Source organism: Methanobrevibacter sp. V14 (assembly GCF_963082475.1).
Classification (GTDB): Archaea; Methanobacteriota; Methanobacteria; order Methanobacteriales; family Methanobacteriaceae; genus Methanocatella.
This window is the reverse complement of the sequence record NZ_CAUJAM010000008.1, coordinates 1-20,129: the sequence shown is the minus strand read 5'-3', so window position 1 is coordinate 20,129 and position 20,129 is coordinate 1. Positions and strand designations below refer to the sequence as shown.

The 20,129-nt window shown below is 30.8% G+C and carries 32 protein-coding genes; 28 read left to right on the top strand and 4 right to left on the bottom strand.

The window, feature by feature from the left end; all coding sequences use genetic code 11:
- Nucleotides 1–98 precede the first annotated feature (98 nt).
- Genes Q9968_RS05920 through Q9968_RS05910 form a run of 3 tightly spaced genes read left to right on the top strand, consistent with a single transcriptional unit; the run spans nt 99 to nt 1,726 of the window.
- Nucleotides 99–875, top strand: a complete 777-nt coding sequence (locus tag Q9968_RS05920; RefSeq protein ID WP_305514438.1) for a TIGR04255 family protein — start codon at nt 99–101, stop codon at nt 873–875.
- Nucleotides 876–1,334, top strand: a complete 459-nt coding sequence (locus tag Q9968_RS05915) for a hypothetical protein (protein ID WP_305514436.1) — start codon at nt 876–878, stop codon at nt 1,332–1,334.
- 2 nt (nt 1,335–1,336) lie between these two features.
- Nucleotides 1,337–1,726 (top strand): hypothetical protein, encoded by a 390-nt coding sequence (locus Q9968_RS05910; protein ID WP_305514434.1) that lies wholly within the window; start codon nt 1,337–1,339, stop codon nt 1,724–1,726.
- Between the two features lie 623 nt (nt 1,727–2,349).
- Here Q9968_RS05910 and Q9968_RS05905 read toward each other — a convergent pair.
- Nucleotides 2,350–2,487, bottom strand: coding sequence for a hypothetical protein (locus Q9968_RS05905; protein ID WP_305514432.1), 138 nt, complete (start codon nt 2,485–2,487; stop codon nt 2,350–2,352).
- A gap of 192 nt (nt 2,488–2,679) precedes the next feature.
- On the opposite strand from Q9968_RS05905, the gene Q9968_RS05900 reads away from it, so the two are divergent.
- From Q9968_RS05900 to Q9968_RS05795, 22 genes are all read left to right on the top strand, one after another.
- Nucleotides 2,680–3,090, top strand: coding sequence for a hypothetical protein (locus Q9968_RS05900; RefSeq protein ID WP_305514430.1), 411 nt, complete (start codon nt 2,680–2,682; stop codon nt 3,088–3,090).
- Nucleotides 3,090–3,242: a hypothetical protein gene (locus tag Q9968_RS05895; protein ID WP_305514428.1), complete on the top strand. Its 153-nt coding sequence runs from the start codon at nt 3,090–3,092 to the stop codon at nt 3,240–3,242. Before Q9968_RS05900 ends, Q9968_RS05895 begins: the two co-directional genes overlap by 1 nt.
- Before the next feature lie 17 nt (nt 3,243–3,259).
- Nucleotides 3,260–3,640, top strand: a complete 381-nt coding sequence (locus Q9968_RS05890) for a hypothetical protein (protein WP_305514426.1) — start codon at nt 3,260–3,262, stop codon at nt 3,638–3,640.
- A complete protein-coding gene (locus Q9968_RS05885) occupies nt 3,637–4,002 on the top strand; it encodes a hypothetical protein (RefSeq protein ID WP_305514424.1) in 366 nt (121 codons plus the stop codon). The genes Q9968_RS05890 and Q9968_RS05885 overlap by 4 nt, the downstream gene beginning before the upstream one ends.
- On the top strand, nt 3,999–4,283 hold the full coding sequence (locus tag Q9968_RS05880) for a hypothetical protein (protein WP_305514422.1): 285 nt from the start codon (nt 3,999–4,001) through the stop codon (nt 4,281–4,283). The genes Q9968_RS05885 and Q9968_RS05880 overlap by 4 nt, the downstream gene beginning before the upstream one ends.
- Nucleotides 4,280–4,549 carry a hypothetical protein gene (locus tag Q9968_RS05875; RefSeq protein WP_305514420.1) on the top strand — a complete coding sequence of 90 codons (270 nt, stop codon included), beginning with the start codon at nt 4,280–4,282 and terminating at the stop codon, nt 4,547–4,549. Before Q9968_RS05880 ends, Q9968_RS05875 begins: the two co-directional genes overlap by 4 nt.
- The gene (locus Q9968_RS05870; RefSeq protein ID WP_305514418.1) at nt 4,546–4,926 is read left to right on the top strand and encodes an STIV orfB116 family protein; all 381 of its coding nucleotides are present in this window, start codon (nt 4,546–4,548) and stop codon (nt 4,924–4,926) included. The genes Q9968_RS05875 and Q9968_RS05870 overlap by 4 nt, the downstream gene beginning before the upstream one ends.
- Before the next feature lie 4 nt (nt 4,927–4,930).
- Entirely contained in the window at nt 4,931–5,287 is a 357-nt protein-coding gene (locus Q9968_RS05865) for a hypothetical protein (RefSeq protein WP_305514416.1), read from the top strand.
- A gap of 5 nt (nt 5,288–5,292) precedes the next feature.
- Nucleotides 5,293–6,144: a hypothetical protein gene (locus Q9968_RS05860; protein ID WP_305514414.1), complete on the top strand. Its 852-nt coding sequence runs from the start codon at nt 5,293–5,295 to the stop codon at nt 6,142–6,144.
- 3 nt (nt 6,145–6,147) lie between these two features.
- Nucleotides 6,148–8,163 (top strand): hypothetical protein, encoded by a 2,016-nt coding sequence (locus Q9968_RS05855; protein WP_305514412.1) that lies wholly within the window; start codon nt 6,148–6,150, stop codon nt 8,161–8,163.
- 260 nt (nt 8,164–8,423) lie between these two features.
- Complete coding sequence (locus Q9968_RS05850) at nt 8,424–8,741, top strand: hypothetical protein (RefSeq protein WP_305514410.1); 318 nt, start codon at nt 8,424–8,426, stop codon at nt 8,739–8,741.
- Nucleotides 8,728–10,344 (top strand): helicase C-terminal domain-containing protein, encoded by a 1,617-nt coding sequence (locus Q9968_RS05845; protein ID WP_305514408.1) that lies wholly within the window; start codon nt 8,728–8,730, stop codon nt 10,342–10,344. The genes Q9968_RS05850 and Q9968_RS05845 overlap by 14 nt, the downstream gene beginning before the upstream one ends.
- A 2-nt stretch (nt 10,345–10,346) precedes the next feature.
- Nucleotides 10,347–10,796, top strand: coding sequence for a hypothetical protein (locus Q9968_RS05840; RefSeq protein WP_305514407.1), 450 nt, complete (start codon nt 10,347–10,349; stop codon nt 10,794–10,796).
- Nucleotides 10,797–10,818: 22 nt separating this feature from the next.
- Nucleotides 10,819–11,055, top strand: a complete 237-nt coding sequence (locus Q9968_RS05835) for a hypothetical protein (protein WP_305514405.1) — start codon at nt 10,819–10,821, stop codon at nt 11,053–11,055.
- 88 nt (nt 11,056–11,143) lie between these two features.
- On the top strand, nt 11,144–11,287 hold the full coding sequence (locus Q9968_RS05830) for a hypothetical protein (RefSeq protein WP_305514403.1): 144 nt from the start codon (nt 11,144–11,146) through the stop codon (nt 11,285–11,287).
- Nucleotides 11,284–11,415: a hypothetical protein gene (locus Q9968_RS05825; protein ID WP_305514401.1), complete on the top strand. Its 132-nt coding sequence runs from the start codon at nt 11,284–11,286 to the stop codon at nt 11,413–11,415. Before Q9968_RS05830 ends, Q9968_RS05825 begins: the two co-directional genes overlap by 4 nt.
- 140 nt (nt 11,416–11,555) lie before the next feature.
- Complete coding sequence (locus Q9968_RS05820; protein ID WP_305514399.1) at nt 11,556–11,774, top strand: hypothetical protein; 219 nt, start codon at nt 11,556–11,558, stop codon at nt 11,772–11,774.
- A 40-nt stretch (nt 11,775–11,814) separates the two neighbouring features.
- On the top strand, nt 11,815–11,961 hold the full coding sequence (locus Q9968_RS05815; RefSeq protein WP_305514397.1) for a hypothetical protein: 147 nt from the start codon (nt 11,815–11,817) through the stop codon (nt 11,959–11,961).
- A gap of 251 nt (nt 11,962–12,212) precedes the next feature.
- Complete coding sequence (locus Q9968_RS05810; RefSeq protein ID WP_305514396.1) at nt 12,213–12,545, top strand: hypothetical protein; 333 nt, start codon at nt 12,213–12,215, stop codon at nt 12,543–12,545.
- Nucleotides 12,542–12,940 carry a hypothetical protein gene (locus Q9968_RS05805; RefSeq protein ID WP_305514395.1) on the top strand — a complete coding sequence of 133 codons (399 nt, stop codon included), beginning with the start codon at nt 12,542–12,544 and terminating at the stop codon, nt 12,938–12,940. The genes Q9968_RS05810 and Q9968_RS05805 overlap by 4 nt, the downstream gene beginning before the upstream one ends.
- A gap of 19 nt (nt 12,941–12,959) precedes the next feature.
- Nucleotides 12,960–13,415 (top strand): hypothetical protein, encoded by a 456-nt coding sequence (locus tag Q9968_RS05800; protein ID WP_305514394.1) that lies wholly within the window; start codon nt 12,960–12,962, stop codon nt 13,413–13,415.
- Between the two features lie 211 nt (nt 13,416–13,626).
- Nucleotides 13,627–14,262, top strand: coding sequence for an ERCC4 domain-containing protein (locus tag Q9968_RS05795; RefSeq protein WP_305514392.1), 636 nt, complete (start codon nt 13,627–13,629; stop codon nt 14,260–14,262).
- A gap of 315 nt (nt 14,263–14,577) precedes the next feature.
- Here Q9968_RS05795 and Q9968_RS05790 read toward each other — a convergent pair whose 3' ends face one another.
- Entirely contained in the window at nt 14,578–16,671 is a 2,094-nt protein-coding gene (locus Q9968_RS05790; protein ID WP_305514390.1) for a hypothetical protein, read from the bottom strand.
- A gap of 50 nt (nt 16,672–16,721) precedes the next feature.
- Nucleotides 16,722–17,798, bottom strand: a complete 1,077-nt coding sequence (locus Q9968_RS05785; RefSeq protein WP_305514388.1) for a right-handed parallel beta-helix repeat-containing protein — start codon at nt 17,796–17,798, stop codon at nt 16,722–16,724.
- Between the two features lie 666 nt (nt 17,799–18,464).
- Here Q9968_RS05785 and Q9968_RS05780 point away from each other — a divergent pair.
- The 3 genes from Q9968_RS05780 to Q9968_RS05770 are packed head-to-tail and all read left to right on the top strand — an operon-like array spanning nt 18,465 to nt 19,892.
- Nucleotides 18,465–19,007 (top strand): right-handed parallel beta-helix repeat-containing protein, encoded by a 543-nt coding sequence (locus Q9968_RS05780; RefSeq protein ID WP_305514386.1) that lies wholly within the window; start codon nt 18,465–18,467, stop codon nt 19,005–19,007.
- Complete coding sequence (locus Q9968_RS05775) at nt 18,983–19,576, top strand: NosD domain-containing protein (protein WP_305514384.1); 594 nt, start codon at nt 18,983–18,985, stop codon at nt 19,574–19,576. Before Q9968_RS05780 ends, Q9968_RS05775 begins: the two co-directional genes overlap by 25 nt.
- Nucleotides 19,545–19,892 (top strand): hypothetical protein, encoded by a 348-nt coding sequence (locus Q9968_RS05770; RefSeq protein WP_305514382.1) that lies wholly within the window; start codon nt 19,545–19,547, stop codon nt 19,890–19,892. Before Q9968_RS05775 ends, Q9968_RS05770 begins: the two co-directional genes overlap by 32 nt.
- Here the strand turns inward: Q9968_RS05770 and Q9968_RS05765 are convergent.
- The coding region (locus Q9968_RS05765; protein ID WP_305514380.1) for a transposase at nt 19,887–20,129 on the bottom strand (243 nt) is incomplete at its 5' end. The two genes, Q9968_RS05770 and Q9968_RS05765, sit on opposite strands and share 6 nt — an antisense overlap.

The following is a 20,129-nucleotide window of genomic DNA, read 5'->3' as shown; positions in this document are numbered from 1 at the left end:
TATAATTTTTGAGAATTTTTTTAGTAAAATTTATATGTGTCATGAATTATAATTATAAAATAATTATAATTCAATTTTTTGGATATAGGGTGATTTATATGGAAAAGGGTATTCGTTTGGATGAAAATTTTATTAGTCAAGTCATTTTTAGAATTGAATTCCAAACTATTAAAGAATTGGTGGGTACTGATAAATTTATAGTTAAAGATTTCGCTAATAAAATTTCAAATGTTTTTCCAGTTTTAGAAGTCATCCCTCATAATAAAATTAATTTGGATATTGATATTAATTCTGGTCAACCTCGCAGAATTACTCGTGAAGGAGAGCTAGTTTGGATATTTAAAACTCAAGACCATAAAAAAAGTGTTACATTAACTGCTAATGATTTAGTTTTAGAATATAGAGAAAAAGCATATTCAGGGTTTTCAGATTTTTTAGATGAAATCTTATTACTTATGGATGCTTTTAATCAGTTTGATTATCGGAAATTAAACTTTTTAGGATTAAGGTATATTAATCAAGTTACAGATAAAAATGTTAATAATAATGTTTCTGAATTTTTTAGTCCTGATTTAACAAATATGGCAATTATTAATAATCTTGAGAAAAATGAGGAAAATTTGGTTCAAATATTCACTAAAGTAAATTTTAAAAAAGATGATTATTTAATGACTATGCAATATGGGTTATTTAATCCAAGTTTTCCTAATGAGAATGCAGATAAAATATTTATATTAGATTTTGATTGTGTTCTTCATAATATTAATTATATTGATGAGATTAAAGATAATTTAATTGACATGAATCATTTGATTTTTGATAAGTTTGATTATTCTATTACTTCTAAGTTTGAAAAAATTATTAAAGGAGAATGAATGGTTATGAGTCCTCCAGAAATTAATTATGATGAATCAACTGAGATGTATGTTACCTCACCTGCTAGTTTAAATGATAATTATTTTGAATCAAATCCCATTTCTTATTTAAAATATTTTGAATCATTTGAATTTAAATTTAATGAATTATCTAATAATTTTAATTTAATTAATCCAAAAGAAATTCATGAATTTATTTTATTACATGATGATTTATTTGATTATTTAAATGAACTTAAAAATTTACTTCAATTATCTTTTAAAAACAATGATTTTTGTATTGAATTCTCTATAGATCCTGAGGATTCATTGTTAAATCAATTAGTTATTTATATTAATAGTAATGATTCTTCTTTTGATAGTGATTGGGAGTTATTAAGAAAAGTTAATAAAAAAATTAGGTCTTTTGATAAATTTCCAAGTTCTTTGAAAAAATTAGTTTCTGTGGATTTGTGGTAAATATGGTTTTTAAGTGGAAAAAGTTTTATGATGTGGGACTTTTTTTATTGGATCATTCTGATGAAGAGGAGTATCAGCGTTCTGGTATTGGACGTTTATATTATGCATGTTTTGGTGAATCTAGGGATTATTATGAAAAAGCTTTTTTAAAAACCTTGCCGTCTAGCAATGCTCATTCTATATTAATTAATGCTTTAGAAGATTCTGGGTATGATGAGGAGCGGGAATTGGGTGAGTATCTTCGTAAGTTAAGGAATTTGAGGAATCGTGCTGATTATGAATTAAGTTTGCGTCCTAATGATGTTAGGAATTCTAAGAATAATGCTGAGTTGATTTTGGATATTTTGAATGAATTTAATATTCATCCTGTAAGGCCTATTTTGAATGGTTAATTTTCACTGTTTTTTTTTATCTTGGTTATTGTAATATTTTTTTTACATTAATGTTTTTTTTAGTAGTTTGTACTGTTTTTTTGTGAATTGTATGAGTTATCAATTTTTGTTGTTTTTTGTTAAACAGTGAAATTTAAAATACGGTGTTTTATTTTTTGGTGCTAAACAATTATAGATAATTGTATTATATTATTATATTGTTGTTCATTTTAGGTGTATAATAATATTTAAATAGTTAAACAATCTAATATTAACTTGACATATGTAGAATATTTTGGGGATGATGTCCTTGTCATAAGTGGTGGGGATTCTTTATGGTGTGGAGGGGTTATGTTTTATATATGTTGAAAAACAGAAATATTGAATGTAATATTCGTAGTAAAAGATAGTTCAAACGTTCCTGGCCGAACTCACTATCTTAAACTACATGTTACCAAAAACAAGTTAACCGACAAGGATAAAATGAATTGTAGTAACGATTATAATATATGTGTTAAATGCTTTATAAGTTTTTCTTATTTAGTTCCAGTCGAAATGGAGAGTTGTGAGCAGTTTAACTGCCTTAGCTATGCTAAGAAATAAATACAACTTAAACACATTAATAAAAAAATTTAAAAAAAATACTACTTATTTTCATTTACAAAATCTTGAATTAGTTCTGCAAGTATATCTTTTACTGATTTATCTTGCTTTAATGCAATAATCTTTAATTCTTGTTTTAAATCCTTGTCGATACTAAATGTCATTGTAGTTTCAACCATGATATCTAACCTCACTTGTTTTTGTGATATGCATTATTATTTGTTGGAACTTGTATATATTATTATTGTACATAAATTAACCTTTATTTACAACAACATTTATATACTACTTCCACTAATATTACATAACTTGAAGATACATAACCTGGCCGTTATTGTAACTTCATATAAAACCGACAAGGTGAATTGAAAATGACTGAAAATATTGAAAATACTGAAAAAATAAAAATCAAAGAAATACTCGAAGAACTACACTATCTCCGAGAACAAAACACAAAACTCGAAGCCAACAACAAAATACTCGGCAATGAGTTAACTTATTTTAAAGAACAAACCGCAGAACTCGAAGACCTACTAAACAACCTACCAAAAAAATACATCCACCAAGTAGATGAATCAAGCATAATAAACCTTGAAGATCTAGTAATCAGTTTAGCGGAATTAGGTGACTTCACTGTATATGAAGTGTTAGGTTACAATGATGAGTTTGAAGGCTACATTATGGAGTTAAACAATAACTCCTTTTTAAAAGCGGAACTCGCAGCAGAACAATACGAAAATGAAATCTGCAACGCAATGGCAAGTTATGGAGATGATATTTAATGTCATCCCATAACCCTATTTTTTTAAAACCAGACATGATAGTTGACATTGACGGTAAAAAATTCACCGCAGCCGAACTCAAAGAGCATGTAATCGATAGTGTACTCTACCGTAAACACCTCAAAGAGTTAATGGCAAAACAATCCCAATAACTAGGAGGGGATACCGTATGGCTTTCACTGAAGTAAACAAAGCACCCACTCAAAGCGAAATTAATCAACTCAAAAGACAATACCGTAACCTTGAAAAAGAATACGATGAGTTAAAATACCAATACTTAGATGCAATCGGAGCAGAAGACTTTGAAGTATTAACTCCTGAAGACTTCCTTAAACTCAAAGAAGTGTACATACTCAAGAAGAACCTTTACTGGAAAATCCATAATATGGAAAATCCAGATGATCATGCTACTGAAAAAGCATACAGATTCTTGAATAGTATGCATCATAATGACCAATTCGATTTTCTAATGAAACATGGTTTAACAACTCATGAGTTAATCCGCATGATTGAAAAAAATCCTGATTATCTTGAAGAGGTGACAGCATGAGCAGCAGTATAGGTAACTGTATTGAATGCCCAATTTGTGGCCAAGAAGAAGGTTTCATCTGCAGATTAGACGGTGATTTTTACACTACTGGAGAATATGCACGTATCAGGAATGACTACGAAATACATGGTGTAACCTTTAATCAAAAGGTGGATAGTGTTAAAGATTCATTAGATATTAACACTATCCGAATTCTTAAAGCACTTATCTGTGATTCTAATACTTTTGATTACATGACAGAACTGGAAATAATCAGAGTATTAGATGAGATAAATTCACAGTTATCAAAAATTGATAACAAAACTGGAACCAACCGGTTTCAATCAATTAATTCCTACCATAGTGGAGATGATGCAAAATGATTAACAATATCATCTCCATACTATCTCTACTCCTGATTCCACTAATCAGAGAAACACAGGATGATAAAAGCACAATATTAAATCCAAGATATAGTAATGAGCAAAAACATCATCAAACAATGATTCAATTGAATCAATTCTGCCATAGGAACTTTTATGTTATTTGCGTAGCAGCTATTATCATTCTCCTGTTAGTTTTCATATTATTCTGCTTTTGGATTGTTGGAGTTTCCAGTGTGGAATCAGGAACATTCTATAATCATATGGAGGCGATAATATGAGTGAAGATTACGGTAACCGTACACGTATTAACCCTCGCATTGATAAGAATCTGGTTGATTTAATGAAAACCCATGTCTGCGGATTAACTGGTATCAGTCAACAGGACTGGATAGCAGAAGCCATTGCAGAAAAACTGGGTGTACCATTAAATCCTAACCATATGTTGGACGAAGAGTATTACATTAATCTTGAAATACAGAAATTGGAGAATTGTATTGAAAGGTTAACTGAAAAGAAAAAACGATTGGAGGAAAACCAAAAATGATCTACATTGTAAATGGATTCAGTAACGGAATGTTCATCGACCCCCGTATCAAAAGGATAGATGAACCATTATCCAAGCAGGAATTCATTGAAAAAGTATTAAACACTAAATGGAAATCCGCCATAGGTCATAAGCAAATGGCGGATTGTCTAACAAAGTTTTGTGGAGTAACTATTCCACATGACCGTATTAACTTGAATATTAGCTATGACGATGTATTACTACTCGTATCATTGAAAGGTCGTTTACCGGAACATCCGAGCTACGTAGACTACAAAAACAGACTAATGTTCAGTCTGGTAAGATTTGAAAAACAAACATTGAAAGATATTGAAAAATCACAGAAAATTTTAAAAGAAATAACTATGGAGGCATAAGTGTATGGCATTAAAAGAAGTTGAAAAAGGACCATCTGAAGACAGATACTGGAAACCGGCAGAAGTAGGTAACTACGCCGAAGGATATTTATACAGATTTGATAAAGGAGATTACGGAAAACAGATCACTCTTTACAAAGGGTATGATGAAGACGAAGGTGAATATATTCTTCAGACTTTACCTGCACATGCAGATCTCAAAAGAACTTATGTTAATTTGGAAATGGATGTATTTACACGTGTTGAAGTTGTTGAGATTATTCCTCCTAAATCTAAAACTGGTAATCCTAAATTTATTTATAAAGTATTGCAGGATGATGAGGATAAGATGGAGTTTCCAACACCAATTGATGAAAGGTGATTCTAATGAGTGATGGTGAATTAACTGTTGTGGATAATTCCACAACACCTCAATCTATTGATTTAATTAAAAATGAGTCAATGATTAAAGCTGAGAATACTCAGGCATTGGCTGTTGTTAATGAAGTGTTGAATAATAAACCAAATCCAGTAATGGTTAATGGTAAAAGACACTTAGAGTATGAAGACTGGATAGCACTTGGCAATGCATTTGGTTTGGATGTTATGACTGGAGATGCAGAACCAGTTGAAGTATTTGAAGCAAAAGGATTTAAAGCCAAAGCAAAATTAATCCGTATAAGTGATGGAACCATTATAGGTGGTGCGGAAGCATACTGCTTAGACAATGAACAAAACTGGTTAAACCGTGACTACTTCCAGATGGCCAGTATGGCGCAAACACGTGCAGGAAGTAAAACATTAAGTAATGCTTTAAGAGGTATTGTTGCTTTGCATAAAAGTTTAAGCGGAACTCCGGCTGAAGAAATGATGGAGGATACATCTGCCCAAAAACCAAATAAGCCTGAAGCACCTTCCAAGTCACCTGCTCCAAAACCTAAAACTGCAGGGAAAACTAGTAATTTAGGTAATAAACCTAAAGCACCATCAATTGATGATGAAGCTATCGAAGTAAATGCAACTGAAATAGTGACAGAAGACTTATCCGGTGATAAACCAAGTATGAGTTTCAAAGACATGTGTGACAATAACAAATTCTTAAACATGGCAGTTAAAGAATTACAAGCTAATGAAGTTATTGTTAATCATGCAAGTATTAAAAACAAATTACTTGATTTACTCGACATGGGAAAAATCACTGAATCAGAATATAATGAAGCAAAAGAATTACTGGAGTAAAAAATGAGTAAAGCAGCAAGTACTGAAACCTATAGGAGTTTACCAGATAACAGGATTAATGAAATAGTTACCTTTTTATCTGATATTCCTTATTCAGAAGAGCAAAAAACAGAAGATATCTTACCTTATATTGCTCAATGGCTCTATAATAACTATGTTAATATAGAGTCTACTTGCTCTATAATTAGCGAAATAATTAACATAACACCTATTGAAGAAAAAATAACCAATATCTATGATGGAGTAACTGCACCATTGCCGGTTAAATCACATTTACAGAAATACTTAACTCCACATGAATTTAAAGAGTTAAAAACCATTATTGAACCTCGTAAATATACTGATATTGTTGAAGGTAAAATTGATGACAGTACTAACATTATCACTAATTTTAAATTCAAACAAGTATTGCAGGAAAAAATCAGTTTCAAACGTAATGGTGAAACCGACAGTAAATTCACACCGGTAATTGAAGCAGTACCTCATGAATTAATTATCTATGACCCATTATTATTAGATCAACCACGGAGTTTCAAGATTAAATGGGCCACTCATTTATCTGATAAAATGTTCACCACCACTGGTGATGGTAGTGGTGCAACCATTAATGAAATCAGCAATTACTTAATGGATGCAGGATATTCACATAATCCAGGACTGGTTCCGGGTGCAGTTTCATGCATGATTAACAGTATGATTGAAGCAGGTCTTGCTGAAATTAAACAGGATATTGATAATCCTGGAGTGTATTATAATGTTGAAGATGATAAGGTTACTGTGGTTAAAAAAAATGTACGTGTGCCTTCACGTGAAGAGATGGCTCGTACTGCTAAATCATTACATGAATTATCATTATATTATAAAGGCCATGAATCTACTTTGGCTACTGTCTTGAAATGGTGTTTAATGGCAGAGTTCAGTTATGCAATGAAACAAGCAGGAAATGATATGGAATGGTTATACTTAAAGGGCACAAGTCAATCAGGTAAAACCACTTTAGCTCGTATTGGATTGTTTATTCATGATGAACCTAATACTGAGGTTAATGATATTGGGGGTTCAAGTATAGATACTGTTGCTCGTCTTGGAGCAGTTGTTAGTAAATCCTGTGACCCGGTTATTGTTAATGAACCTGCAAGTGTTTTTAATCGTAAATCTATTAAGGAAATGATTAAATTATGTGTTCAATCAACAACTGCAAGAGCCAGATATAGTGGGGGTCATTACAAAGGAATACCGGCATTTGCACCTATATTATTCACTGCAAACATGTATCTCCCTGAGGATGATGCGATTATTAACCGTATGCATGTAATTACATTCAGTTATAATCAGCGTAAAACTGATTTTGAGAAAAAAGAATTTGAGAATAAATTTCATGTGAAATCTCCTCATTTATCTCATTTGAAAAGTTTAGGTTTCCTGGGGGAATATGCTATTCAGTATATAGTTACCAGTCCTGGTTTATTATTGGATGATTGGAAAAGTACGGCAGATAAAATAATTGGCCAATTTTTCTTTGAGATGGGTAGTGAAGTACCTGAATGGTTAACCACATGGGAGGAATCTGAAACCATTGGTGATTTGGATGATACTCAACGTGAAGATATACGAAATTTTTTTGTTTCTGAATTTAACAATGCACGTAAAAAAATCAATGTTTATGATTCGTATGGTGATAGATCCACTCAGACTTTAGATGTTAATGCTGCTACTACCAGTGATGATTTCACTAATATTAATTGGAGTATTGTTAATAATCGTTTGTTGACATGGGCTATTCCGTTTACTAGTCGGAATGGTACTAAGTATATTTGTTTGACTCAGGGTTTGCGTAAAACATTGGGTGATCATTTAGATTTTTGTGCCGATTTAAAAAGTATTGGTGAATTATTGGGATGGAATGTGAAGAATACTAGATTTGGTAAATCTAAAACTATGAAAGTGATTAAGATTAACTTTGATGAGTTTATGGAGTTCTTATATCCTAATATTAGTTTAATGGAGGATGGAGAGTAATGTTACTTTTGTTACCTGTTTGTTACTTTTAGCTCAGGTAACAAATTAGAGCTTTTTTCGTGCTTTAATCATATGTTTTAAGGATTTTCCTTTGACTTTGATTTTTGTTACCTGGTCATGGTAGGGACCCCCTACTATTTATGAAAAAGTTTGTGAAAGTCCAAGTAACAAAGTAACAAAGTAACAAAAAAAACTCAAAAGTTTGTGAAAGTCCAAGTAACAAAGTAACAAAGTAACAAAAAAATATGGAGAAAAATAAAATGCTGAAAAAAATTATTGATTACAACACATGCTACTACAGCCCAGGAACAGATAAACACTCCTGCTGCACACACCAACACTACTGCATATTCAATCCCAATAGGATAGAATTGGAAAATCAAATCAATAATTTATCAAACGAATTACATTCACATATACAAGCATTCAATGCTCTAAAACACGGAAGAAATTATACAAATGCTAATTATAGGCAAACAAAAGAAGCAATTAAATTATTAAATGAAGATTTAAACAATCTAAGAGAATTCGAGAAAAAAATAAAAAACGAGGAGGTAAAAGGTTATGGAAAACAATAAATGGGAAAATTACCATTACTGGAGTTTTAAAAACAAATACTCTCCACGACCTGAACAAATCAAAATTATTGATGAAATACGGGAAGCCATGGAAATGGGATTCAAAAATATTATCCTTGAGGCCGGAACAGGAATCGGGAAATCCGCTATAGCAACAACAATAGCCAATATGGTTAATGACAGCTACATCTGCACAATGACCAATCAACTACAATCACAATACCTCGATGATTTCGCAAACATGCTAACAGAAATCAAAGGCAGAAGCAATTACACTTGTAATTATGGAGGCTATTGTGATAATTGTCAAATGGAAATAGAAAACGAATCCAAATGCAGTGACTGTGAATACATATGGGCCTTACGACATGCATTAGAATCAACTAACATCATAACAAATTATGACTACCTATTCTATGCAGGAGCATATGCCGGACTATTCCAAACCAGAGATTTATTAATATTAGATGAAACGCATAATTTTGAGAAAAAAATAATGAATCTGGTAAGCACCACATTAAACCGAAAAACCATTATTAAAAAATATGGTTTTGATATATTTGAACCAATACGAAAAGGAGCTACACTTAAAAGCATTAATAGTTATGGTTACTGGGTTAATATACTTGAAAAACTAATAAGTGCGGTTAAATCTCGTTTTCCACGTAATGAAAAAGAAGCCAAACAAAACGAAAGATTAGTTAAAAGATATGGTTTATTAATTAATCAGTTAACCAATGACAAATGGGTTATTGACTTACCCACTAAAAAAGAAATATTAGCCGACTCTGATTATAATACTGGTTTGAAAGTTGAATTCAAACCTATTATGATAAAAGATTATACTGAAACATTACTTCAATTCGGATCAACTCGTTTATTCCTGACAGGAACACTTGGAGATAAAAATAAATTTTGTAATTGGATTGGAATAGATCCAACTGAAACTTATTATATTTATCAGAAAAGCCCATTTCCTGTAGAGCATAGGCCTATACTGAAAGAGTATATTAAAAGTATGAGTGGTTTTAATCCGAATAGGGTACCGAAGTGGAAGGATAATAAAGTCTTGGATAAGATTAAAGAAATCATTAGTAAACACATGTTTGAAAAAGGTGTTATACATACATCAAGTAATCAACAAGCATGGTGGATTAAAAAAAGCCTCAATAATCGAAATATTTGGGTTGCACAGGGAGCATCACGTGAAGAAACTATTAACCGTTTTGAAAAAACAAACCGTCCAGTAATATTAATAGGTGCTGGAATTAAAGACGGGGTGGATTTCAAAGGAGATAAATGCCGTTATCAAATACTATTTAAAATGCCGTTCCCAAGCTTAGCATCAACCCAGATTAATATTCGTAAACATTATGATAAAGTATGGTATGCTTATCAAACAATCATGCCATTAATGCAAGCATATGGTCGTGGAATACGTGACATGTCTGATTATTGTACAACTTATGTATTGGACAAGGATTTTGACCGTCTGGTACGTGATTATAATTACTTATTTAATGAGTATTTCCTTGAAGCAATTCAGGGTTATGTGAAACCTAGACCATTATCTCGACCTGTTAAAGCAAAAGGAGGAAAATAAAAATGAGTAATTTAAATGAAAAAGACATCGCAAATGAAGCAAAAGAAAGGAAACCATTAATTCAGAATAAAGGTTTACCAGATAAATTAGTTAACAATAATGGTGATGTTTCACCAGTCACAACATTAACTATTATGATTAATAATAAGCAAGATAAGTTAATGGAATTGGAAAAAGCAATTGATAAAGAATTGGACTTGGAATTAACTTATTTGCATAAGGCTAATGAATGGAGATTATCTCCAGATAAGATTAAAGAAAAAGAAGGTTTAAGTAAATTACCTACTGAAAAACAAATAACTGCTTTCGTGGAAACATTTTTAAGAAATGATTATGATGCCTGGAGAACAGCAAAAGCCAATACTAGTTTGATTCGTCAACAATTAGACTTAATCAATGACCACATTAAGCTTGAAAAATATGCTATCCGCTTGGAGTTGAATAAAGAATGATTAGTTTCTGGAGTATAATCACATGTATTATACTCTTATTTTTATTATTAATATTAATAAGAGGGGAGAATCAATGATTAAAGAAATAAAAGATTGCAATAAGTATAAAAGTAGATTAAACACTGTATTATCTGAATTAGAACCATTAGAAGATGGTGTTGATTGTGATTACAGTTATGTGATTGTTTGTTTACAGCAAGCAACACAGCAATTGGAACGCAGACGAGAACAATTACAAAAAAAAGGTAGAACACTTTGAATATCTATGATTTCATCTACCTATGTTTACCTCCTGTTAATTATTGGAATATTCATAGGAGATATAATTTGGAATTGGTGGCATTAAAATGACAAATATTAATGAAAGATTCATAATATCGGTAGCAAAACTAATGGAAAATGAATCATTACCAAAACCAAAACATAAATCAAAATTCATCTATAATGATGGAGAATTCTTACCCATAATAACCGTAGAGGTGGAAATATGAATGAAGTAAACACTACATTAAGAGAAATCAATGTAACTATAGCATATTACAAAAGGAAAAAACAAGCATGTGAAGAGGCAATCCAAGTATTGGAATCTGAAAAAGAAGAAATCATGAAAAAAATATGATATGATGGATGATTAGAGATGATAATAATTTCATTTTACACGGGTGTTATCTTGGGGGTTATTGTTATGTATTGTTATGATTATTGAAGAAATTTACGTGAATTTAATAAACGTCAGGAACGTTACCGGAAGATGATATAATGGATCAAATTATTGAAGATGTTAAAGCGTATTTAATTACAGTTTATCCATGGTATGTTAGTACTCGGTGTATTCATGATGAAATACCTGATTGTATTCGTCAGGATAAATTGTTAAGGTTATTAAAACAAGAATCTGAAAGGGATAATTATTTACAAGGCATTAAAAGTGGAAGGTCTTGGTTATGGAGATATGAAGGAGGCATATTATCCTTGTAAACTTGATGTATTTGAAATGACTTATAAGGAAGTGGAGTAATTGAATATTGGCATTAAAGTTGATTTGATTTATCCGAAGAACGATTTTTATCTGCAATGGGATTATATCTACTGGTGGCAGATGAAATTTAATATAAATAAAAGTGTAAGTGATGCAATTTGTGAATTAGTAACGGTGGAAGTATGAAACTACATCAAGGTTCGTATCAGAAAATCATGGTTCAGGAACATGACCCGTATCGTTTTGAATTATCGGCATTGCGGGGAAGCGAACAATATCTACTTAATCCATATGAACGGAAGATGTAGAATTGACCGTTGCGGTGGAGTAAGTAAAGTATTACGATTCTAATAATATGAGAATCGTTAATTGCGGTGAATGTGGAATGACTGATGAGCGATATTTATTACATGAAACAAAAGATTATGGAGTTCTTATTGAAGATAAAAAAAGAAAATAAATGTTTGCATTTTATGAGTGATGCTTGTGATGAGTTGAATAAACAAGAAGAAACAATCCAAGAACTTAACAAAGAGAATTATGGGTTACTTGATGGATATGATTCATATAAAGCATTGTACCTTTCTAAAAGTGAAGAAAAAGACAATATAAGTGCTGAATATGATGATTATCAATTTAAAGTCAAGGAAATCTTACAGAAATATTTTGATGAATATCTTAACAAAGAACATAGAGATATATCACCATTGTGTTATGCATCAGAAGTAATAGATGATATTGCAGAGGAATTAGGAGTTGAATTAGAATGAGTTATATGAATGATGATACTGACCCCTTTGGTGTACCTTATTGTACTCGAAATGAGGGATTTGAAGAAGAGGAAAAAGAGTATTCTTTTAAGGGAGTACAAGATTTAAGACTAAAAGAAAATGATTTGAATGTCGAATTGGCAGAAATCAGAAGAGATAAAGAAGAAGCAATAAAACAAATAAAAGGGAGAATGAGAACATATTTAGACCCTTTTGCTAAAATTGAATGTGATGAACACACAAATTGGACTATTATTGTGAAAACATTTAACTTAAGTAAATTAGAACGATTGAAAAAAGATTTTGATTTAGATGATATTCGAGTTGAATGTTGCAAAGTTGAACAACTATCAGGAAAGTATGAGGAGAGAATAAAAATAACATTATTTGTTTAAAATGATGAGTTGATTTAGAATGACTGATATTAAACAGAATGTTCCAACATTAGTAACTGTTAAATTTCAAGTGTTATGTGAATTTGATAATATACCATTAGAAATATTGGAATCTGCTATCAATAATTGTTTAAATGGTAAAATGAATGTTTTAGGGATTCATTTCAGTAGTAGAGGGATAGAATCAGAGAAAAGATTTACTAAATGTTGTCCTAAAATGAGAGATTATGGTGAGGAAATGTCTTGTCAAGAAGTTGAAGATATGTTGAATACTCTCCACGAGGAAAATATTGCATTGAAACAATCCGATAATATCTGCGATTGTGAAACACAAATAATGCAATTAAAAGAAGAAAACAAAGCATTAAAACAACAACTGCAATCAGAACACCAAATGCTCAACAATGCAATCCTACTGGAAAAAACACGAATGGGACAAAATGCATTAAAACAATTCCCTGGGGGATTAAAATAAAAAAATATTACAATGCACACGGATACAGACTCGACAACAAACACGATGCAGAAAAACTAGAAAAACAACTAAACATCCTAAACAACATGCAAAAAATGAATACTCTGACTGAAGAAAAATACGATAAAATATACTCTGAAATAATTCAATTAAAAACAACAGTAAACACATTATTAGATGAAATCAACCACCTTGAACAGGAACTGATAAAATGCAAATCACAATAGACACTCGTGAAAAAAGCAGAATACCATTAGCAACAGCTTACTATAAAAAACAAAGATGTCAAGTAAAAACCGCTGAACTCCCAACCGGAGACTACCTGTTCAATAATAAAGTTGTCATGGAATTCAAAACATGGTCAGATTTCATGAGCAGCATAACAGACGGCAGACTCTGGAATGAAACACAAAAACAAATGGAAAACTACCAGATGCATTTTGTGGTAATTCATGGAACCAACCGTGACTACCTCGAAGCATTCCAACATAATGGTTTAGATCATAAAATGATAACTGGTGCAATAGCAAGACTCAACACCTACACTAAAATCATTCATGGAACACGAACATTAAATGAAACATTCGAATTAATGAGAGTAACAGCAGAAAAATGCCTAGACGATAAAACATTAGTTCGTCAATTCGGAACCAAAAGTGTAAACCCCGCTTTTAATGTTCTTGCATATTGTGTTGATGATATTAGCGGTGAAAGAGCAAAAAACATAGTGAACTTCCTCGGATTAAAAACAATTAATGATATATGCCAGTTAACATATGATGACCTAATTAAAGTTCCAGGTATTGGTGATGTCCTGGCAAATAAAATACTGCATGCGATAAAATGAATGATATTAAGTTCTTATTAAATAAATATGATAAACCAACAAGTGCTGAACGATACACTAAAGAGTATAAGAAAAAATTAAAACAAAAACAAGCAATAAAAAACAGGCATTTATTCTTTATTTCAACCATCTTGCTGAAATTGCAAAAGGGGCGAATAAACTTGGAGTATTGAAAATGGATGTAGACAATCTCGGTCTAATATTTTCCAAAGGCTTTAAACATATTGGCGGTGCAAGTATTTTAATAGTCTCTTCTTTTAATTTTTTTTTTTTTTTTTTCTTTTCTTGACGAATAAATCAAAATTTTGATAAATTTTATTTTTTAACAACGATTTTCACAGTTTTGCTTAATGCTTTGTAATATTTGTTCCCACCATATTTTACTACTGCTTTGAAAGTTCCTTTTTTAGTTAATTTGGTAATTTTAAACATTGCTTTACCTTTACTGTTGGTTTTTGCATTATATGTTTTACCTTTAACTTTTAAAGTAACTTTTGTGTTTTTCATGACTTTTCCTTTGTTGGTTTTTAATGTTACAGTGTATTTTTTGGTTTTTGTTTTAATTTTGAAAGTCTTTTTAGTAGCTGTAAGTTTTGGAGTTGCTTTAGTAACTACAATTTTTGCAGTAGTTGATGATTTAGTATATTTATCTTTTCCTGCAAAGTTAATAGTAGCGGTGTAAGTTTTTGGAACTAAACTTAAAGCTAGTGAAGCTTGACCTTTATTATTTGTAGTTCTAGTATAAGTTTTTCCATTTAACTTAATGCTAATTCTTTGACCTGCTAAAACATTACCATTTTTATCTTTTAAAGTAACAACTAAATATTTACCACCATTATAAACCATGTTTACATTAGAAGCAGTAAGTTTAGTACCAACAGTAGTAGGCACGACAGTAGTATTGTCTTCTGTAGTGTTTCCACCAGTTGCATTAGTGTTGTTTCCACTTGTAGTGTTTCCAGATGTTGTTTCATTAGTTATATTTCCGGTTGTGTTAGTTTCATTGGATTGTGTGAAATTAAAACTAGCAGTAGCATTTGATGCTGAATAATTAGCATTACCAGCAAAAGATGCTTTAATAGTAACTTCACCAGTTAAATTAGGAATAGTAATCTTACCTTCTGAATCAGTAACATCAGAAACAGAATTACCATCACCAATAACATAACTAACCTCAACACCAGAAACAACATTGGAACTATTGTCTTTCACAGTTAAAGAAATAATAACAACACCAAACTCATTAGAAAAAATAGAAACAGAGGTATTCATGGGCACATTAACAGTTCCATTAGTAATATTGCTGGAATTAGTACCATTTGTTTCATTTTCTAAAGTATTATTGTCTTCAGAAGTAGTTTTAAAGGTACAATTTAAAGAATCAAGATATGCAGTTCCACTTCTAGCAAAGATTTCTAACTTTAAAGGTTCGTTTATAGAACTAGTATCATATTCAATATAAGTCCAGTCTGTATCTGTCATGAAAATATTACTAATAATAGTATTTGATTCATTTCCAATATGTGCAATGAGAAAAGTCATAGCTGAAGTTTTATAGAAGAATCCTATTTTATCAATATTAGACCAATCTACCATTTGACTAATACCAGCACCATTATTTAAAACAACACATGATCCATCATAACCATCATCATTAATAGTAACAGTACCTCCATGAGTAGTCCAACCAGACAAATCCTCAAAACCAACAACACCAGTTCCATTAGTAATATTGCTGGAATTAGTACCATTTGTTTCATTTTCTAAAGTATTATTGTCTTCAGAAGTAGTTTTAAAGGTAAAATTTAAAGAATCAAGATATGCAGTTCCCATTGTAGTAATGAATTTTAACTCTAAAGGTTCGTTTATAGAACTAGTATCATATTCAATATAAGTCCAGTCTGTATCTGTCATGAAAATATTACTAATAATATTAATATTTGATTCATTTTCAATAAATGCAAAGAAACTAGTCATAGCTGAAGTTTTATAGAAGAATCCTATTTTATCAATATTAGACCAATCTACCATTTGACTAATACCAGCACCATTATTTAAAACAACACATGATCCATCATAACCATCATCATTAACAGTAACATTACCATGAGTAGTCCAACCATACAAATCCTCAAAACCAACAACACCAGTTTCATTAGATTCATTTTGTGGAGATTCTTTAATAGAATTCTCTTCATCCATAGAACTTTGATTAGAATAATTATCTTCAACAGGATCAGCCACATCTGTGACTTCATTAGAATAATTTTCTTGAAGTTCTAATTCATTATTTAAATTAGCATCTTGAGCTTCATAAATAGGAATAGTCTCCGAAGATACTTCATTTTCTAAATTTAACTCTGCTGATTCATTCAATCCAATATCTGCTGCACTCACTGATGAAATCATTATTAAAAAAATGAATATTAAAAAATAATGCTATATTTTTTCATAAATATCTACGGTACTATAATATAATTAGTATTTGGATAAAACAGTGTACATTTACTAATAAATGATTGTTTAATTAATCCATTTAGATTATTTAAAAATACATAAATTGGTCCATGAGTTGCATTTATAAAATAGGAATTACAGGATATTGCATAATTAACTGTAGGATTTGCAGTTACAATATTATTGAAATACATATTTAAGTAAACAACAGATGGGTGATTCATATCAATTCCGGTTTGAACACCTGTCATTGTATTTCCATATATATTTGCATGCAATTTACCATTAGTTTCATTTTTTTTACCTGCAAATTGCATACCATAAGTAGAATTAGTGATGGTGTTGCCACTTATTGTTCCTTTAAAGTTGCCTCCAAAGAACATTGCATATTGTCCACCAGTAATATTGTTATTTGAAACTACTGAACTTGGCCAATTACTCCATTCAGAATCTGAAAAGGTTTTATGATTTACTAAGGAAATTGCATCTCTAGTAACACCTGAAATTGTATTTCCAGTAATTGTTACATTTTCATAAGTTTTGAATATGTTTATTCCATCTTTTCCACCAGTAATTGTATTATCAGTAATTGCTACATTAAACACATTTGATCCATAGATTGCAGCTTTTTGTGTAGAATTAACAATTATGTTAAATCCAGTAATTGTGAAATTAGATTTTCCAGTAATAGTAAACACATTGTCTGTGCCATTACCATAAATTGTTGCTCCGTTACCATATAATGCCACATTGTCTTTTAAGACTAATGCCATACTTTTATATGTTCCTGGAGTGAAATTAACTACTCCACTACCAGTTGATGCATTAATAATACGTTGATTTATAGTATTTGAATCCATTGAGTCATTTACATCATAACCACGAGTAGTTTGAATTTCATCATAAATTGTATCATCTTCATCTTGAACAGAATCAGATAAAGGCACATCATCAATGACAACATCATCTACTGAGTCATCAATTACATCATCAGCTACAACTTCTGCTGCTGAAACGGATCCAACTGCAAAAATTGCAAGAACCAACATTGCAATTACGATTTTATAGTTTAATCTCATAAATTTTTTCCTCCATAAATTTAATTACAGAGTTCAAACATAAATTAAAAATTAGAGGTTATTATATAATATTTTGTTAATTTGAGATGTTCCTATCTTATTAATTATGAATTATCATTCATTTCACAACGATTCTTTATTAATAAAGGGGGAGAAAAATGATTTAATCATTTTTTTATTCAAATTAATTTTTTTATATTTTAACCTCTATTTTTTTTAATCAATATTTTAAACTCTTTAAAAGTTTTTGATGTGTAAAAATTCACACATCGAATATATTTATATTAATTATATATATTTAAGGATTATGCTTGTTTTTTTTGATTTTCACTCTAATTGCTCCATATTATTAAAACATGACTCTTCGAGGGGGGCAAAACCTACCAAATAATACTAACTAAAATTACAAAAAAAGAAAAATTATTAAAAATAAAATCAAATAAAACAAAACACAAAGATTTCACATAAATAATTAAAGGTTAATTAACGAGTTTTATATCAATGATAATATTAATATATTAATTAAAGATTAGCCAAATTCTAATCTTATTTTTTAATCAATATTTTATTAGCTCTTTTTAATTCGAATTAATGAGAGTAAATTATGAACAAGAAAAAGCATTTGTATCATATTACTGCTTGCATTAGTAATTATACTATCAATTAGTGCGGTTTCAGCTGAAAACGATAATCAGACAATCTGTTGCAGATGAAACTACGTTAAGCACGGAATACAGAGTCAACGGTACCACAACTGATGATATTCAAAGTGCAATCAACAAGGCAAGTGATGGAGATACGGTAAATTTAGGTGAATCCAAGAGTTACAATATTAACACTGATACGATTATAATAACTAAAAGCATCACTTTAAAAGGTGAAAATGTTAATATTACTTCTGGGTCTAGCAATTGTAGAATTCAAATAAGAGGTGACGGAATCAAAATTAATGGAATCACATTCATTAATGCCAAACCGTTGCCGAGTTATATGGGAATTATAGAAGGTCAGGCGATTCAGGTTAGCGGTTCTAGAAATATTGTTATTGACAACTGCAGGTTCATTAACTTTGAAAGCGGTGTGTATTTATCATCAACATCTGATTCAACTATCAGGAATTCATATTTCACAGACACAACCACTCACGTGATTACAAGTGAGATCGGTACAAGGTGGTTAATCTTATGGGTGCCCATAACATCCAGGTAATCAACAATACCTTTGACGGACCGGTACTTGACGGTGTGAGCATTGTATCCACTTCAGGTGATGTATTGGTTGAAAACAACACTTTCATAAACAATGCCTATGCAGTTTTCTACGGAGGTGCATCAACCAAGGGATCAGTTATCAAAAACAACAAATTCATTACCTGCGGTTATCTTGAAACTTCCTATTACAATAATTTAAAACAATGGGAAAACAATACCTATGACAATCTGCCAGTAATAAGCCTTAAAAAATCATCAGATAACCTTGATATCATAAACAATACTTTTGTTCTACGGGAAAATAATCTTTTGATTTATTCTGAAGCTGAAAACGAGGATCATGGGTTTCCTTCAGCAATCGGTTCAATAAACATGACAGGAAACACTGTTGAAACTCTAAACAGTAGTGTCAATCCGGCAAGTGTTACTTTTTACTGGTTGAAGGTGCTTAAAAGTCTTGAGTTGAACCCTACCGATGACATCATTGTTAAAAACAACAATATTGCAGAGGGCATTGAGGTTTTCCATCTGGAGTTTGCTGCAATCGAAACGAATCAAAAGGATTGACGAACCCATATCTGAAACCGATTTCCATCTGGAGTTTGCTGCAATCGAAACAGGTGACAACAGCATCTTGATTCCGAAAGCTAAAACTGATACATACATTACTATCAGTTATGTTAAGGGCGGTCCTGTGATACTTGTTTTAAATGACATTGCAGGTGAGCTGATTATTGGTGAAAAAATCACATACACCCTAAACTCAGGTGACAGTGTGGATGATGAAACCGATATGTACGGTCATGTATACATCAACGGTTTAAGTGGTGAAAATAAGATTACTGCTATAGTTTGCGACACTAAAAATTATAATATTTTATAGAAACTTCCAGAGCCAATTTTCCCAGAAACTTTCATTATCTACTACTTGTTCAAATTTGTTTTTAAAGATAAATTTTAATTGTTCAATGCTTGTTATGAATTTTCTTGATATTTTTGCTTTTATTGTCCTCCAAACTCGTTCTATTGGATTATATTTTGGAGAATATGGAGGTAAATGAATTAAGTCCATATTTAAAATATTGCATAACTCAGTGAAAAAGATAGCATGATGCACACT

Bases quoted from the DNA above. Each gene is read 5' to 3' on its own strand.
- Q9968_RS05865 (WP_305514416.1), top strand. From the start codon at position 4,931: ATGGCATTAAAAGAAGTTGAAAAAGGACCATCTGAAGACAGATACTGG.
- Q9968_RS05910 (WP_305514434.1), top strand. From the start codon at position 1,337: ATGGTTTTTAAGTGGAAAAAGTTTTATGATGTGGGACTTTTTTTATTG.
- Q9968_RS05905 (WP_305514432.1), bottom strand. From the start codon at position 2,487: ATGGTTGAAACTACAATGACATTTAGTATCGACAAGGATTTAAAACAA.
- Q9968_RS05890 (WP_305514426.1), top strand. From the start codon at position 3,260: ATGGCTTTCACTGAAGTAAACAAAGCACCCACTCAAAGCGAAATTAAT.
- Q9968_RS05825 (WP_305514401.1), top strand. From the start codon at position 11,284: ATGAATGAAGTAAACACTACATTAAGAGAAATCAATGTAACTATAGCA.
- Q9968_RS05880 (WP_305514422.1), top strand. From the start codon at position 3,999: ATGATTAACAATATCATCTCCATACTATCTCTACTCCTGATTCCACTA.
- Q9968_RS05915 (WP_305514436.1), top strand. From the start codon at position 876: ATGGTTATGAGTCCTCCAGAAATTAATTATGATGAATCAACTGAGATG.
- Q9968_RS05790 (WP_305514390.1), bottom strand. From the start codon at position 16,671: ATGATTTCATCAGTGAGTGCAGCAGATATTGGATTGAATGAATCAGCA.
- Q9968_RS05830 (WP_305514403.1), top strand. From the start codon at position 11,144: ATGACAAATATTAATGAAAGATTCATAATATCGGTAGCAAAACTAATG.
- Q9968_RS05850 (WP_305514410.1), top strand. From the start codon at position 8,424: ATGCTGAAAAAAATTATTGATTACAACACATGCTACTACAGCCCAGGA.
- Q9968_RS05870 (WP_305514418.1), top strand. From the start codon at position 4,546: ATGATCTACATTGTAAATGGATTCAGTAACGGAATGTTCATCGACCCC.
- Q9968_RS05855 (WP_305514412.1), top strand. From the start codon at position 6,148: ATGAGTAAAGCAGCAAGTACTGAAACCTATAGGAGTTTACCAGATAAC.
- Q9968_RS05885 (WP_305514424.1), top strand. From the start codon at position 3,637: ATGAGCAGCAGTATAGGTAACTGTATTGAATGCCCAATTTGTGGCCAA.
- Q9968_RS05795 (WP_305514392.1), top strand. From the start codon at position 13,627: ATGCAAATCACAATAGACACTCGTGAAAAAAGCAGAATACCATTAGCA.
- Q9968_RS05875 (WP_305514420.1), top strand. From the start codon at position 4,280: ATGAGTGAAGATTACGGTAACCGTACACGTATTAACCCTCGCATTGAT.
- Q9968_RS05845 (WP_305514408.1), top strand. From the start codon at position 8,728: ATGGAAAACAATAAATGGGAAAATTACCATTACTGGAGTTTTAAAAAC.
- Q9968_RS05920 (WP_305514438.1), top strand. From the start codon at position 99: ATGGAAAAGGGTATTCGTTTGGATGAAAATTTTATTAGTCAAGTCATT.
- Q9968_RS05800 (WP_305514394.1), top strand. From the start codon at position 12,960: ATGACTGATATTAAACAGAATGTTCCAACATTAGTAACTGTTAAATTT.
- Q9968_RS05860 (WP_305514414.1), top strand. From the start codon at position 5,293: ATGAGTGATGGTGAATTAACTGTTGTGGATAATTCCACAACACCTCAA.
- Q9968_RS05785 (WP_305514388.1), bottom strand. From the start codon at position 17,798: ATGAGATTAAACTATAAAATCGTAATTGCAATGTTGGTTCTTGCAATT.
- Q9968_RS05820 (WP_305514399.1), top strand. From the start codon at position 11,556: ATGGATCAAATTATTGAAGATGTTAAAGCGTATTTAATTACAGTTTAT.
- Q9968_RS05805 (WP_305514395.1), top strand. From the start codon at position 12,542: ATGAGTTATATGAATGATGATACTGACCCCTTTGGTGTACCTTATTGT.
- Q9968_RS05840 (WP_305514407.1), top strand. From the start codon at position 10,347: ATGAGTAATTTAAATGAAAAAGACATCGCAAATGAAGCAAAAGAAAGG.
- Q9968_RS05900 (WP_305514430.1), top strand. From the start codon at position 2,680: ATGACTGAAAATATTGAAAATACTGAAAAAATAAAAATCAAAGAAATA.
- Q9968_RS05895 (WP_305514428.1), top strand. From the start codon at position 3,090: ATGTCATCCCATAACCCTATTTTTTTAAAACCAGACATGATAGTTGAC.
- Q9968_RS05775 (WP_305514384.1), top strand. From the start codon at position 18,983: ATGGGTGCCCATAACATCCAGGTAATCAACAATACCTTTGACGGACCG.
- Q9968_RS05835 (WP_305514405.1), top strand. From the start codon at position 10,819: ATGTATTATACTCTTATTTTTATTATTAATATTAATAAGAGGGGAGAA.